The 15419-nt window shown below is 44.7% G+C and carries 14 protein-coding genes; 8 read left to right on the top strand and 6 right to left on the bottom strand.

What is annotated here, in order from left to right; all coding sequences use genetic code 11:
- Positions 1-6: 6 nt before the first annotated feature.
- The gene (gene vmeZ / locus KJB35_RS14695) at positions 7-3159 is read right to left on the bottom strand and encodes an efflux RND transporter permease subunit (protein ID WP_213907784.1); all 3153 of its coding nucleotides are present in this window, start codon (positions 3157-3159) and stop codon (positions 7-9) included.
- 8 nt (positions 3160-3167) lie between these two features.
- Positions 3168-4295 (bottom strand): multidrug efflux RND transporter periplasmic adaptor subunit VmeY, encoded by a 1128-nt coding sequence (gene vmeY / locus KJB35_RS14690; RefSeq protein ID WP_033906378.1) that lies wholly within the window; start codon positions 4293-4295, stop codon positions 3168-3170.
- Positions 4296-4714: 419 nt separating this feature from the next.
- On the opposite strand from vmeY, the gene KJB35_RS14685 reads away from it, so the two are divergent.
- Entirely contained in the window at positions 4715-5179 is a 465-nt protein-coding gene (locus KJB35_RS14685) for a dCMP deaminase family protein (RefSeq protein ID WP_005373515.1), read from the top strand.
- 82 nt (positions 5180-5261) lie between these two features.
- Here KJB35_RS14685 and pepT read toward each other — a convergent pair whose 3' ends face one another.
- Positions 5262-6491 (bottom strand): peptidase T, encoded by a 1230-nt coding sequence (gene pepT / locus KJB35_RS14680; protein ID WP_213907782.1) that lies wholly within the window; start codon positions 6489-6491, stop codon positions 5262-5264.
- A gap of 170 nt (positions 6492-6661) precedes the next feature.
- Positions 6662-7525, bottom strand: coding sequence for a DUF6279 family lipoprotein (locus KJB35_RS14675; protein ID WP_213907780.1), 864 nt, complete (start codon positions 7523-7525; stop codon positions 6662-6664).
- A gap of 261 nt (positions 7526-7786) precedes the next feature.
- Here KJB35_RS14675 and KJB35_RS14670 point away from each other — a divergent pair, with 261 nt between their 5' ends.
- Positions 7787-7960, top strand: a complete 174-nt coding sequence (locus KJB35_RS14670) for a hypothetical protein (protein ID WP_005373524.1) — start codon at positions 7787-7789, stop codon at positions 7958-7960.
- 90 nt (positions 7961-8050) lie between these two features.
- Here the strand turns inward: KJB35_RS14670 and KJB35_RS14665 are convergent, their stop codons facing one another.
- Positions 8051-8665, bottom strand: coding sequence for a response regulator (locus KJB35_RS14665; protein ID WP_031777156.1), 615 nt, complete (start codon positions 8663-8665; stop codon positions 8051-8053).
- Positions 8666-8669: 4 nt separating this feature from the next.
- Positions 8670-10406 (bottom strand): nitrate/nitrite two-component system sensor histidine kinase NarQ, encoded by a 1737-nt coding sequence (narQ, locus tag KJB35_RS14660; protein WP_213907792.1) that lies wholly within the window; start codon positions 10404-10406, stop codon positions 8670-8672.
- A gap of 247 nt (positions 10407-10653) precedes the next feature.
- On the opposite strand from narQ, the gene napF reads away from it, so the two are divergent.
- From napF to KJB35_RS14630, 6 genes are all read left to right on the top strand, one after another.
- Positions 10654-11139 (top strand): ferredoxin-type protein NapF, encoded by a 486-nt coding sequence (napF, locus tag KJB35_RS14655; protein WP_005373529.1) that lies wholly within the window; start codon positions 10654-10656, stop codon positions 11137-11139.
- Positions 11140-11186: 47 nt separating this feature from the next.
- A complete protein-coding gene (locus KJB35_RS14650) occupies positions 11187-11495 on the top strand; it encodes a chaperone NapD (protein ID WP_005373535.1) in 309 nt (102 codons plus the stop codon).
- Positions 11492-13981, top strand: coding sequence for a periplasmic nitrate reductase subunit alpha (gene napA, locus KJB35_RS14645; protein WP_005389060.1), 2490 nt, complete (start codon positions 11492-11494; stop codon positions 13979-13981). Before KJB35_RS14650 ends, napA begins: the two co-directional genes overlap by 4 nt.
- 78 nt (positions 13982-14059) lie before the next feature.
- The gene (locus KJB35_RS14640; RefSeq protein ID WP_005389061.1) at positions 14060-14515 is read left to right on the top strand and encodes a nitrate reductase cytochrome c-type subunit; all 456 of its coding nucleotides are present in this window, start codon (positions 14060-14062) and stop codon (positions 14513-14515) included.
- Between the two features lie 28 nt (positions 14516-14543).
- On the top strand, positions 14544-15122 hold the full coding sequence (locus KJB35_RS14635; protein ID WP_005373542.1) for a NapC/NirT family cytochrome c: 579 nt from the start codon (positions 14544-14546) through the stop codon (positions 15120-15122).
- An 11-nt stretch (positions 15123-15133) separates the two neighbouring features.
- Positions 15134-15268, top strand: a complete 135-nt coding sequence (locus tag KJB35_RS14630) for a TIGR02808 family protein (protein ID WP_005373546.1) — start codon at positions 15134-15136, stop codon at positions 15266-15268.
- The last annotated feature ends 151 nt before the right edge of the window (positions 15269-15419 follow it).

The following is a 15419-nucleotide window of genomic DNA, read 5'->3' as shown; positions in this document are numbered from 1 at the left end:
ATGTGATTATTCATCATCAAGAGGAACCAGCTTGGTGTTGCCGCCATGAACTTTCTCACGCTGTCTTTGCACCAGGGCGTAGAAGCCTGGGATCAAGAATGTACCTGCTAGAAGCACACACAATAGACCACCAATCAGCGACACGCCGAGTGAGTTTTGACTCACGTGCCCCGCACCAGCGGCAAAGATAAGCGGGAAGATACCCAGGATAAATGACCAAGATGTCATATTCACAGCGCGGAAACGTAACGTGCCTCCTTTAACCGCTGCACTATCGATATCAGCATCTTTTTCTTCACGCTCTTGCTTGGCGAACTCCACAATCAAAATTGCGTTTTTCGCCGCCAAGGCTATGAGCAAGACAAGACCAATTTGGGCATACAAGTTAAGCGGCGTGCCAGTTAGATTCAACGCAAGGAAGGAACCTAACGTTGCTACTGGGACCACCAAAATAATAGCCAGTGGAATACTCCAACTCTCATACTGAGCCACCATAAACAAGTAAATGAATATCAAAGCCAGCGCAAACGCATAAATGGCTTGGTTGCCCGCAAGCACTTCCTGATAAGCCATACCTGTCCATTCATACGTATACCCTTGCGGAAGAACTTCAGCAGCAACGCGTTCCATTGCGGCAATCGCATCACCACTAGAGTAACCCGGAGCTGGTTGGCCTTGAATGATAGCACTGCGGTACATGTTGTAACGCCATGCCACATCAGGCTCAAACACTTGCTCGTAGCTCACTAGCGTACTTAACGGAACCATATCACCGTTCGAAGAACGAACATGGAAACGCTCTAGATCTTCCATGCTGCTACGGTGCTGGCTATCAGCTTGCATGGTTACGCGGAAGTTCTTACCAAACATGGTGAAGTCATTCACATAAAGCGAACCTAAGTTGCCTTGCAAGGTTTGGAAAATAGACGACAGCGAAATACCTAATTGCTGCGCTTTCTCACGATCGATATCAACGTAGTAGTGCGGAACATTCGCGCGGAACGTGCTAAACGTGTAGGCAATTTCAGGCGCTTGGTTAGCCGTTTGAATCATTTCTCCCATGACCATCGACAAATCGGTACGACTTCGACCTAGCGTGTCTTCAAGCACAAACTCAAAACCAGACGCAGCGCCCATACCAGGAACCGCCGGTGGTCCCATCGCAAAAACAACCGCTTGAGGTAACTCTGTCGCCGCTCGCCCATTAATACGTGCCGCGATAGCATTAGCAGAGTGCTCTCCTTGCAGCGAGTTACGAGTATCCCAGTCATGCAATTTGATAAATACAGAAGCACCGTTTGATGCTGCTGCGCCTGTCATAAACGAGTAACCGTTCGCAACCGTCACACCATCCACACCAGGTTCTTCACCGATCATTTTCATTAAATCATTGGTGACTTCTTCAGTACGTGATAAAGAGGCTGAATCTGGTAGCTGTACGTTAACCAGCAAAATGCCTTTATCTTCTTGAGGAACAAACGCTGTAGAGGTAGTTTTCGCAAAGAAAGTGACCGCTGCGATAGCAACTATAAAGAACGTCACGAGCAGTAAAGACTTCTTCACCAAGAAACCAGCGATCTGGCCATAACGCGTAGTGATGCGCTCTAAGCCTCGGTTGAAAGCCTGGAACCAGTTAGCGGTATTGCCCCCACCCTGCTTCAATACCAGAGAACAAAGTGCTGGAGACAGCGTCAATGCATTGATGGATGAAATCACAACCGAAATACAGATGGTCAAAGCGAACTGGCGATACATGATACCGGTGATACCTGGCAGCATGGCGACGGGTATGAATACCGCAAGTAGAACCAAGGTCGACGTGATGATTGGTCCCGTTACTTCTTTCATCGCTAGCAACGTCGCTTTACGCGGTGAAATGGTTGGGTCTTTCGCCATGGTAGTATCGACGTTTTCGATAACCAGAATCGCATCATCCACCACGATACCAATCGCAAGGATCAAGCCAAACAAAGTAACCGTATTAATGGTGAAGCCCGTTGCCTGCATGATGGCAAACGTACCAATCAGAGAAACGGGGATCGCGACAACAGGAATCAACGTTGCACGCGCACTACCCAAGAACAAGTAAGTTACAGCAATCACCAATAGAATCGCTTCAATCAGTGTTTTTACTACCCCTTTGATCGATTCAGATACGAACACGGTTGTATCGTAGCTGGTCTCGTATTCCATTCCCTCTGGGAAGTTTTTACTCAAGCCTTCAAGGAGCTCCATGACGGCCTGACCACTTTCTAACGCATTCGCATCCGATTGAAGAGACAACGCAACGATTGACGCGTCCTGGCCACGGAACTTACCGTTACCATCGTAGAACTTTTTGCCTAGTTCAACGCGAGCAACATCTTTCAGATAAACCGTAGAGCCATTGGGATTAGCTCGAAGGACTACGTTCTCAAACTCACTCACGCTTTCCAAGCGACCTTTGGTCACAAGGTTAAACTGAACTTCTTGCGGATTGTTGTATGGTGCTGCACCTACACGCCCTGCCGCAACTTGAACGTTCTGTTCAGCCAAAGCGGCGTATACGTCTGACGTGGTTAGCTTAAGGTTGGCCATTTTTTCAGGATCTAACCAAACACGCATTGCGTATTCGCCACCACCAATCACGTTAACTTCACTGATACCTTTCGCACGAGCCAACTGATCTTTTACATTCAAGTTAATGTAGTTAATCAAGAACTGATCATCGTATTTGCCATCAGGTGAATAGAAGTTAAGCACCATCAGCAAGTCAGGTGAACGCTTTTTCACCGTCACACCAACCATGCGAACTTCTTGAGGCAGTTTTGACTCAATCTGTGACACACGGTTTTGCACGTTAACTTGCGCCATATCTGGATCGGTGCCGACATCGAACGTGACGTTTAGGCTGTAAGAGCCATCGTTCGCGCTCTTTGAAGACATGTATATCATATCCTCAACGCCGTTGACTGAGGTCTCTATGGGGTCAGCAATGGCCTGCTCGACAACTTCCGCACTCGCGCCAGTGTAGTAAGCCGAAACGCTTACTGATGGCGGGCTTATCTGTGGGTACTCAGCCACTGGCAAAATCGCCAGTGAGATCGCGCCGGCTAGCGTTAATATGATCGAAATAACCAGCGCGAATTTAGGTCTCTGAATAAAGAAACGACTTAACATAGTGCCCCCTACTGCTTATCTTCAGCAGGTGCTTGAAGGCGCACTTCTACACCATTACGCACACGTTGTAGGCCTTGTGTAATAACCGTATCTTCCTGATCGAGCCCTTCTCGAATGATAATGCCTTGTTCAACCTGAGGGCCAAGCTCGACGTTACGACGCTCTGCGACATTTCCCTCAGTCATCACCATCACAAAGTCACCTTCTAAGTCAGTTTGAACGGCACGTCGTGGAATAACAATAACGTCCTTCGTATTCTTATCTCTCAAGTTCACTTTGATGTGCTGACCAGGAAGTAGCTTCTGATCTGGGTTTGGAACGAGCGCGCGCATAGCAATCGTACCCGTTTTGGTGTCAATACGATTACCTAAGAAATCAAGCTTACCGAGATGCTCAAAAAACTGTCCATTTTCCAGTTCAAGCTGAACTTCAACGCGGTTTGATTCAGCCGAGCCATCACCTTTTACTTGATCCATACCCATAGCTAAACGCTCACGCTCACTCACACTAAATGAGGTATGAACTGGATCTAAACTCACCAGAGTTGTCAGCACGCCAGATGACGGAGAAACCAGATCACCCGTACTCACTTTGGTATCACTAATACGTCCGCTAAAAGGTGCTCGGATTTGAGTATAGGAAAGGTTAACTTCAGCAAGTTTAAGTTGAGCATTTGCCGCTTCTAGCTCTGCTCTCGCACCAAGAAGTGCAGCTGTTAAAGCATCAAACTCAGATTGAGAGATACTACCGCGAGGCAACAAGTTTTTACCTCGAGTATGATCTAATTCGGCTTTTTTTAGCGCCGCTTTAGCTTGTGCAAGTGCGGCTTTAGCACTCGCGACTTGGGCTTCAAAAGAAGATGGCTCGATAGAGTAAAGGAGCTGCCCTTTTTCTACCATTTGCCCCTCTTCAAAGTGACGAGCTTTTAAGTAGCCAGAAATCTGCGCGGTAATATTGGTATCTTCTACTGCTTCAATGCGACCGATATAAGACTTGCTCGGTTGGTAGTCGATAACCGTGACATCCTGAGTCACTACGAGAGGCGCTTGACCTTTCGTTTGGGCATTATTAGCTTCCCCGCATCCAGCGAGGATTGCTGTAGCCGCCATTAGTGCGACAAGTGGTTTCTTTTGCATGTATTTACCGTCTTTATAGAACAGGATATTGTTGAATTCCTATCAACCTTACTCCTTGCTGCCACTGAAAACTTCACTGAAAAGCGCCCAAGGTGTTTCTAAATGTAAACATGAGAAACAAAAGGAAAATAAAGTAATTTAGTTAACAGTGGTATTCAATGAGCAATATACATACAACTCAATCATAACTATTTAATATACGCCTTAGGAGATCGCGAATTTTAGCGTGTGCTTGGAAACACTAACGGGAGTATTGTATTCGGGCGTAAAGTGAGATTCAGTGCTCAAGATAAGAACGTTTTGTGGCTAAAAAGGTAAAAAGTGACGCCTTCATACTCAAGACCCCGATTTTGACTATTTTTTTAATATAAATGGGTTATCATTCAATTAATTCAACGCCTTCGACAGAGAGGATGACTATGATTTCTAAATGGGCGAAACGCTTTTACCAGATGGCAGAACTAGTGGCGTCTTGGAGTAAGGACCCATCAACACAAGTCGGTGCCGTTATTACTAAACAGAATCGCATTGTATCTGTTGGATTTAATGGCTATCCGCATGGTGTTTCTGACAGTGTCGACACCGATGAGCGCGAGTTGAAATACCTTAAAACACTGCACGCGGAAGAGAACGCAATTTTGTTCTCAAAACGTGACTTAGACGGATGTGATATTTGGGTAACGCATTTTCCTTGCCCTAACTGCGCGGCAAAGATCATTCAAACAGGGATCTCACACGTACACTGCCCTGAGCAGTCTGAAGACTTTTTATCTCGCTGGGGAGATAAAATCCAAGTCAGTCAAGATATGTTCGACCAAGCGGGTGTGAAAGTCGACTGGTTACCGCTAGAAGACATTGAAATTGAAGACAAAGACGTGCGCTAGTATTCCATCTTAATATTTAAATAGCCCAGAGAGATCTGGGCTATTTTGTTATTAAATCTGCAAGAGGTCTCGACGTAGTCTTTTAACTGTGTTTTTTCGCTGTGAGCTCAGCAATTTTGACAATAACGAGTACTGATTTTTCCATCATTTCAACAGAAATAAACTCATGAATTCCGTGGAAGTTAAAACCACCGGTGAAGATATTCGGGCACGGCAAACCCATAAAAGATAAACGAGCACCATCTGTACCACCACGAATAGGTTTTATAATCGGTTCCACATCACACGCTTCCATCGCTTGCTTTGCCAGCTCAATGATATGAGGGTAAGGCTCAACCATTTCTCTCATATTGTAATAGCTGTCTGTTATTTTCAGTTCTACAGAACCATGGCGTAAACCCGTGTTCATTTCATCGACGAGTTTCTGCATAAAGGCTTTTCGCTCCTCAAGCCTTTGACGGTCAAAGTCTCTAATAATGTAACCGAGCTCGCTTCGTGCAACGCCCATTTCTGCCGATTTTAGATGGAAGAACCCTTCGTAACCTTCGGTTGTTTCCGGAGTTTGATCTTGGGGCATTTGAACTTGAAATTTCGCAGCTAAGTTCATCGCATTGACCATTTTGCCTTTTGCGGTACCTGGATGAACGCTAACACCATGAAAAATTACATCAGCGTTTGCTGCATTAAAGTTTTCGTATTCCAATTCACCTTGCGGGCCACCATCTATAGTGTATGCCCATTTCGCGCCAAATTTTTTAACATCAAACAAATCTGCACCACGACCGATTTCTTCATCCGGAGTAAAGCCGATACAAATGTCGCCGTGTGGAATGTCTGGGTTTTCCAGTAGCAGAGCTACCGCGGAAAGAATCTCTGCGATACCGGCTTTGTTATCCGCGCCAAGTAATGTAGTACCATCGGTAGTAATAAGATTGTGGCCATGTAGGTGATGTAAATCTGGGTATTGCACGGGAGATAACACTTCATCCCCCAACCCTAATGCAATATCGCCACCCTGGTAATCTTCGATGAATTGCGGCTTTACGTTTTTGCCAGATGCATCCGGCGCGGTATCCATATGGGCAATGAAGCCGATAGGAGGAACCTCATAATCAACATTGGCTGGCAGTTTAGCCATCAAGTAGCCATTTTTATCCAAAGTCACGTCACTTAAACCAAGCTCGATCATCTCTTTTTTAAGTAACTCAGCAAACACAAGCTGACCAGGTGAACTTGGGCAAAGCGTCACATATGGATTGGATTGGGTATCAAACGTGACGTATCGAAGAAATCTTTCAACTAAATGTTTCATATTTATTCTCATTGTTTTGTACGATGAGGCTTTATCATGCATTGATAAGCTGACGTTGCCTCATCAAACCTCACGCTATGTTACGCTCTTAGTTCAATAAGAATTTGCTTTGAATCATTTTTTGATAAGAAAGGCTTCTGCACTTTCCCCTCGCTAATTGAAGCACGAATTTAATCTAAAAGTTCCTCAGCCAGTACTCGCCACTCTTTAACCTGTTCACGAAAATGACGCCATTGCTTATCGGTCATCGAACGAGAAACATCTAATGTCAGTTGATCAACCAATGCAAAGTTAGAGTCAATATTCTGAGAAAGCTGCTCACTATAATAACTCTCTGGCTCGAACAAGAGTCGCATAAATATATCTTGATAAGTCACAACATTAGATTTGTTGTCGAACAAGTATTCGAGCTCTTGATATACCGTGGCTCGATAATCTCTCCATAAAGGGCTGTTTAAAATAACTTGCTGAGAAAATGTTTGAGCTAACTGACGCTGATTTCCTGATAGATTCCCCAGCCATTCTTCCATCCACTCTTCAGTGTTATCCAGAATAATTTCACGCACTTCGTCTTCTGTCTTATCGGCATATTTTGCGTTTCGCTCTTGATAATGTTCTTGTACATTACTCAAAAACTCGCGTTCTTGCTCTTTCGTTAATTGCAAACTTAACGCAAAAAGATCTGGTGCTGCTTTGCTGACCACTCTATCGTAATGCGATCGCATTCTATCTCGATTTTTTTGTAAGTAATTTAAGGTGATATCGCTCGCTTTTAATCTCTCAAGGTCTTTTAAATGTTCGATATATAATGGTAACTCCTCTTTCTTGTGCCAGTCTGCCAACAATAATAAACGCTCTTCCACTAGGACTTCTTGTTCCCCTTGCAACGAGACATAGTCCTCTAAGTAATCGAGCACGAACCAATCGATATTGCTGTATAAAAACTTTTTCGCACAACCGGCAAGCAGAAATACGAAACAAAATAGAAGGCCATAACGAAGCGCCTTATTAGATACATCCTTTAATTTAGTCACTTATTCGTATTCCCTTTTCTGTTGATTAAGTTCTATACTCAACCTGTATCACTTAGTATTGCGGCAAACTTACACCAGTGTGACAAATATTGATTGCCACCTTAATAATATATAGAGTTTGAAATTAACTTTTTGATCACAGCTATCCGCAAAAAAGTGAGTTAGAGCGCAATTATCGGCTAAAAAACGTACCGAACGACGCTCTCTATAACGGCATATAATTTGCATGGATGTTTTTTGGATGGTTTATGGAGGCGAAGTATGGCAGCCGCTGAGCAACTTGATACCAGTGTAGAATATGAGATTCGATATTTTGAACAGGGGAAAATGCACTGCATGAGAGTCATTGCTGAAAGCAAAAAAGTGGCTTATCAGTACTATTTGGAGTGTGGTAAGCACAACAGTGACTTGTACTCTATTCGCCCAGACAAGTAAAAAAACCGCCTAACAGGCGGTTTTTTTACTCGTCAGAATCAATATAACTGTTTGATTTTATTTATTATTACAGATTCAAATCCAACAATGTTATTTGATGTCGCCAAAGCGCTCAAGATAAAGGACGGTTGCTGCAGTACGAGAAGGTACTTGAAGCTTTTTAAGTAAACTCTTCATATGTACTTTAACCGTAGACTCAGAGATAAAAAGACGATCGGCAATTTGCTTGTTGCGGAAACCTCTTGCCACCTCTCTTAAGATCTGAGATTCACGATCGGTCAGTGTATCAAACACGTCCTCTTGCTCTGAACGTTCACTCAAATACTTAGAAACTTCTTGGCTGTATGCCTTGTCCCCTTGGTGCGCTTGTTTTAGCAACTCAACCAACTCATCGGGCTCAGTGTCTTTCAATAAATAGCCATCGGCACCACTTCGAACTATTGCTTCGATATCTGCTGGGCTATCTGAAACGGTTAGAATGACAATTCGGGCTTCACAGCCATCTGCACGCAGTGCTTGCAAAGTATCAAGGCCAGACATGCCTTTCATATTAAGATCAAGAAGTACAAGATCCAGTTCCAGCTCATGCGCTTTCGCTACTGCATCCGCGCCATTACTTGCCTCTGCAATGACCTCAAACTCAGGCTCAAAGCTTAAAAGCTGGTGGATACCTCTTCGCATGAGTGGATGATCATCCACCAGCATTACTTTACACACTGTCACTGTTTACTTCCTTACTATGTTGGAATTCTAATTTTACGGCACAACCTTTGTTTATCGATGCTTCGATGTGCAGATCGGCATGCAGTCTAGCGGCCCGCTCTTGCATGATACTCATACCGTAATGATTTAATTTTTCGTCTTGATGTTCAAAGCCTATTCCATCGTCGCTAACGGTTACTGTGACTTTTCCATCATTATCGAGACATTGAATGTGAATATTATCTGCTTGCGCATGTTTGATTGCATTAATTGCCGCTTCTCTTATCAACTGTAGTAAATGAACCTGCTGATGTGCATCCAGTTCAGTTGATGAAAGTCTATTTTTTAGCGTAATGTCCGCAGCAGTTTGTTCACTGAGCGTTTCAACCATGTCTTGCAATGCTTGGCCAAAACTGCCCTCTTTAATCGTAAGACGAAACGTCGTCAGTAACTCGCGTAACTGCGTATAAGCGGCAGATAAGCCCGTATCTAGCTCGGCAATAACTTGATTAGCCTGAGCGATCGCCTTTTCGTCAGGCAAGTTCTTTACGCTTCTCTTTAACAAAGCGACCTGAATTTTTAAGTAAGAGAGTGCTTGAGCCAATGAATCATGCAACTCCCGAGCAATAGTGGCTCGCTCTTCCATCAGCAGAATTTGTTCTGCTTGGCGCTGCGCCCGATTGTAATACACGGCGCGTGATAAAATCTGCACGAAGTTGTCAATAAGAGCCTCGTTCGGACAAGGTAACCCTGCTTTCCAATATAAATAGCCCAAGTGCTCACCATCTAGCATCAGGGCTTTACCGTGGCAATCTTCATCACAATCTTGGCAGCATTCTTCTCCTTCCATCAATATCCAGCTCGGTTCTCCCAGCTGCTCGATTTCAAGTTTGACCGCTTTAATGCCCTCAAGACTGACGATATGCTGCAAAATCGCCTGGAAATTGTCTTGATTAATACGCGACGCCGTGAGTTCTTTTGACGAGTCATACAGCACCTCTAAAGACTGGTTGGCATGCTGCAATTTACGTGTTTTCTCATCAACCGCTTGTTCTAATCCTCGGTACAACTTACCAAGGTCTGTCGCCATCCGATTAAAGGTTCGAGTCAGTATTCCCATTTCATTATCGCTGGATATATTGAGCGATATATTAAATGAGCGATTTTTAATTTGCTCGCTAGCAAAAACTAAAGCACGCAGAGGCCGAACAACTTCGAGGCGCACAAAATGAACGACAAACATACTGACACAAAGAATGCCACCCAACCCTAACCCGCCGATCCAAGCTAAGTTAATCAGTTTTTGCTCCGAAAAGCTTTGTAGCTTAAATACAAACTCATCGATTTGTTCAACAAAACCGGCCACTAGGAGTTGATATTCTGCCGGGTTGTCTCCTCTAAGCACCGCCTTGAGTTCATGCCATCTGATAATAAGACGGTAGTAATCGTGAGTGATGTCTTCTGGCACAGACCAATGCTGAAGCGCTTTCATTGAAGGTGAATATATCGAATGTTCAAATGCGTCAATATGTGAAGAATAGTCAACAGATTTAACCTGAATATCATTCGCCAGACGGTAGCTTTGCATTCGCATCGAGCCAGCAACATTGACGGCTTCAGCATCGTTCAAACTGGACGCTAACGTAAAAATCGCAAAACCAGTCGTAGCGACTGAGAGCAGCAAAATAAGAAGCATCGCGGACGCAATCGTGCGCGTCACTGACTTTTTCACATTTTTAAACAATCTGAGTTCCTCGCCCATTAACAATCCTATTTGTACGTGCAATGAACCCATTACCTTTCAACTTTATCAATATGTGATCACCTGCGACGGAATTTATTGATCCAAAACAATATTGCATACCATTTACCCCCTAAGAGGTATTTATACAAATATGTCAAAAACTACAATTTCGTTAGTTTAAATGACAGTTTATTAATGAAAATTGTGGACTATGCTTAGTTTGGGTTCCAAGTTTCGAGGTGACTAAGTGGTAGACCTTTCCAGAAGAAGACTCTTTGCAAGAAAAGCGCACCCCGACAACGCCGTACGTTTGCCTTGGTTAACTAAACCGCAACAGTTTACGGACGATTGCACTCGCTGCGGTAAATGCATTGAGGCCTGTGAAACAAAGATTATAACCAAAAGTGATGGCGGATTCCCCTCGGTCGATTTTTCCATCGATGAATGCACATTTTGCTATCAATGTGCAAACGCCTGTCCTGAGCCCCTTTTCTTGCCAGAAACAGAACAACCTTGGCAAGCAAAAGCAAGTATCAACGATAACTGCTTAGCAAAACAAAATGTCGAATGCCGAAGCTGTGGGGATATGTGCGACCCGATGGCAATTCAGTTCAAATTAGAACTGGGGAAAGTAGCACAACCCAATTTAGACCTTGATGAGTGTAACGGCTGCGGCGCCTGTGTTTCAGTGTGCCCGACTTCATCCATCAATGTGAGCAATACAACAGCCTAAGCCGAATGTCGTCGGCCAAAGGCAATAAAAATAAATGAGAGAGCTATATGTCACTAAATGAAGTGCATATTTCAAGTTTGGTAGTACATGTGCTGCCGGAACATTTGGACGAAATCAAACAAAAGATAGAAGCACACGAAAATGCGGAAATCTATGGTGACAGTCCTGAAGGCAAGATTATCGTCGTACTTGAAACTGAGAACCAAGGTTTCATCACAGACACTATCGATGCCATTAATAATTTACCGAACGTCTTAAGCACGGTATTGGTTTATCACCAAATCGAAACTGGGCTTGAAGAAACGGATGAAGAAGACACTGGAACACAACATTCCCAAATCGAGGGTGAAGTATGAAAATGACAAGACGTGCGTTTGTGAAAGCAAACGCGGCTGCATCAGCTGCTGCTGTCGCAGGTGTGACACTACCAGCATCTGCAGCCAACCTGATTGCAAGCTCTGATCAAACCAAAATCACATGGGACAAAGCACCTTGTCGTTTCTGTGGTACAGGCTGTTCTGTTCTTGTTGGCACTCAAAACGGCAAAGTGGTAGCAACACAGGGTGACCCAGAAGCACCAGTAAACAAAGGTCTGAACTGCATCAAAGGTTACTTCCTTTCTAAGATCATGTACGGTCAAGACCGTCTAACTCAACCGATGCTACGAATGAAAGATGGCAAATTCCACAAAGATGGTGAATTTACACCTATCTCTTGGGATGACGCTTTCGACATCATGGCTGAGAAATGGAAAGCTTCCCTCGAGAAAAAAGGCCCAACAAGCGTAGGTATGTTTGGCTCAGGCCAATGGACAGTAATGGAAGGCTACGCTGCATCAAAGTTAATGAAAGCAGGCTTCCGATCAAACAACATTGATCCAAACGCTCGCCACTGTATGGCTTCTGCCGTTGTAGGTTTCATGCGCGCATTCGGTATCGATGAGCCAATGGGTTGTTACGATGACTTTGAGAACGCAGACGCTTTCGTTCTTTGGGGCTCAAACATGGCAGAGATGCACCCGGTTCTATGGACTCGCATTACTGACCGCCGCCTAAGCCACCCTCACGTTAAAGTGAACGTGCTTTCTACTTACTACCATCGTTCATTTGAGTTGGCAGACCACGGCTACATTTTCAATCCTCAGTCTGACCTTGCAATTGCTAACTTCATCGCAAACTACATCATCGAAAACGATGCAGTAAACTGGGACTTCGTGAACAAACACACGAACTTCACTCAAGCAGACACTGACATCGGCTACGGTCTACGTGACGATGATCCGCTACAAAAAGCAGCGAAGAACCCGAACTCTGGCAAACTCACTTCTATCTCATTCGAAGAGTACAAGAAATCAGTAGCGCCATACACAGTAGAGAAAGCATCTGAAATCTCTGGTGTTGAGAAAGAGAAGCTTATCGAGCTTGCGAAGCAATACGCGGATCCAAACACGAAAGTGATGTCTCTATGGACAATGGGCATGAACCAGCATACTCGTGGTGTATGGATGAATAACTTGGTTTACAACATCCACCTACTAACCGGTAAGATCTCGACTCCGGGGAACAGCCCATTCTCACTAACGGGCCAACCATCAGCATGTGGTACCGCTCGTGAGGTTGGTACGTTTGCTCACCGCCTACCAGCGGACATGGTGGTTGCTAACCCTAAACACCGTAAGATTGCAGAAGACATCTGGAAACTGCCAGAAGGTACGATTCCACCAAAACCTGGCTTCCACGCCGTATTGCAAGACCGTATGCTGAATGACGGCGTTCTGAACTGTTACTGGGTTCAATGTAACAACAACATGCAAGCCGGTCCAAACATCAACACAGAACGTCTTCCAGGTTACCGCAACCCAGAAAACTTCATCGTTGTGTCTGACCCATACCCGACAGCAACAGCACAAGCAGCAGACCTTATTCTTCCTACCGCAATGTGGATTGAAAAAGAAGGTGCTTACGGTAACGCAGAGCGTCGTACCCAAGCTTGGTACCAACAAGTGGGCACAGTCGGTCAAGCAAAATCGGACCTTTGGCAACTAATGGAGTTCTCGAAACGCTTCAAAATGGAAGAAGTATGGCCTGAAGAGCTTCTAGCGAAAGCGCCTCAATACCGTGGTAAAACAATGTACGACGTACTTTACCGCAATGGTAACGTCGACAAATTCCCTATCGAAGAAGCTCGTGAACTGAATGACGATGCTCACCACTTCGGTTTCTATGTTCAAAAAGGTCTGTTTGAGGAATACGCAACATTTGGCCGTGGTCACGGGCATGATTTGGCTCCATACGACCGCTACCACCAAGTACGTGGTCTACGTTGGCCTGTTGTTGATGGTAAGGAAACACAGTGGCGCTTTAAAGAAGGTTCAGACCCATACGCGAAAGAAGGCTCTGGTTGGGACTTCTACGGCAATGCTGACGGCAAAGCGAAGATCATTTCCGCGCCATACGAAGCGCCACCAGAAGTACCGAACGATGAATTTGATATGTGGTTATGTACTGGTCGTGTTCTTGAACATTGGCACACAGGCACCATGACTCGTCGTGTACCTGAATTATACAAAGCAGTACCAGACGCTGTGTGTTACATGCACCCAGAAGACGCAAAAGCACGCAATGTTCGTCGTGGTGAAGAAGTACTCATGGCAAACAAACGCGGTGAAGTACGCGTTCGTGTTGAAACTCGCGGTCGTAACCGTCCGCCAAAAGGTTTGGTATTCGTACCGTTCTTTGATGCACGTATTTTGATTAACAAGCTTATCCTAGATGCGACTGATCCACTGTCTAAACAGACAGACTTTAAGAAGTGCCCAGTCAAAATCACTAAGATTGCTTAACCTTCAGATACTGAATGCTACGGCCGTCATTATGGCGGCCTAATAAAGAATTTAAGCCATAAAGGCGGAGATGAAATGATGAAAAAATTACTTGTCGCAGTTTTATCTGTAGGTGCGTTAGTGACAGGCATTGCGCAAGCTGAGTTGGATAATCCAGGTGGTATTGGAGGTCTAGAATCTTTACGTGGAATGTCTCAATTGGAAGATACGCGTCCAGCAGACGAGTTCAAAGACTTCCCTAAAGATCAAATTGTTGAAGACAGCTATGTTTATCAACCACCGTTGATCCCACACAGCATTCGTCACTACGAAATTTCGTTAAATGCTAACAAGTGTCTTGCATGTCATAGCTGGAAAAATGCAAAAGAGTCAGGTGCGACTAAAATTAGCGTAACGCACTATGTAAACAGAGAAGATGCGGTACTGGCAGATATGTCTCCTCGTCGTTACTTCTGTTTGCAATGTCACGTTCCACAAACGGATGCAAAACCACTAGTGGAAAACGAGTTTAAGGCAGTCGATTCGCTTCAGTAATTGAAACGCGAGTACTAAGAGGTTACTTATGAAAATACTTAAAGCGTTTTGGAAGAGACTGTCGAGCCCGAGTAAAGCTGCCGCTGGTGTGGTTTTATTTCTAGGCTTCGCTGGTGGCCTTCTATTTTGGGGCGCATTCAACACAGGTATGGAAGCAACCAACACAGAAGAATTCTGTTCTGGCTGTCACGCGCCGATCGTTGCTGAAATTCAAGAAACAATTCACTACTCCAACCGATCTGGTGTTCGTGCGATTTGTTCAGACTGTCACGTTCCTCATGAATGGACGGATAAGATCGTTCGTAAAGTACAGGCATCTAAAGAGCTATTTGCACACTTCGTAACGAAGACGATCGATACGCCAGAGAAGTTCCAAGAGCGTCGTGGACACCTCGCAGAGCGAGAGTGGGCACGTATGAAAAAGAATGACTCTCTTGAATGTCGTAACTGTCATGAGTTTGATTTCATGGATTACTCTCAGCAAGGATCACGTGCGGCAGAACAGCACTCCACCGCTCTAGCCTCAGGCGAGAAAACATGTGTAGACTGTCACAAAGGTATTGCGCACAAACTACCAGACATGAGCGGCGTTGAAGGCTGGCACTAAGGAGACTTACCATGAGTACATTAGAATCTGTAATTTGGCATATCCTTGGCTACAGTGCTATGCCAGTGATTATTCTTTCCGGCTTTGTGGCGGTAGCAGCAATCTCTCTCTGGCTGCTGTCATTTGGTAAGGATAAAGAGGTGTAACGTAACGCATCTCTACTCGTCAACTAGCCTATTTGTTGACACTGAGCGCCGAGCAAATGCTCGGCGCTTTTTATTTATTGCTCAATGGTACTGCCAACAATAAATAAACAAGCAATCATACATAAAAAAAGCGACCATAAAGGCCGCTAAG

Source organism: Vibrio sp. D431a, assembly GCF_030248655.1.
GTDB classification, from domain to species: domain Bacteria; phylum Pseudomonadota; class Gammaproteobacteria; order Enterobacterales; family Vibrionaceae; genus Vibrio; species Vibrio alginolyticus.
Note: the sequence above shows the minus strand (reverse complement) of the source record. Positions and strands in the feature narration are given on the sequence as shown.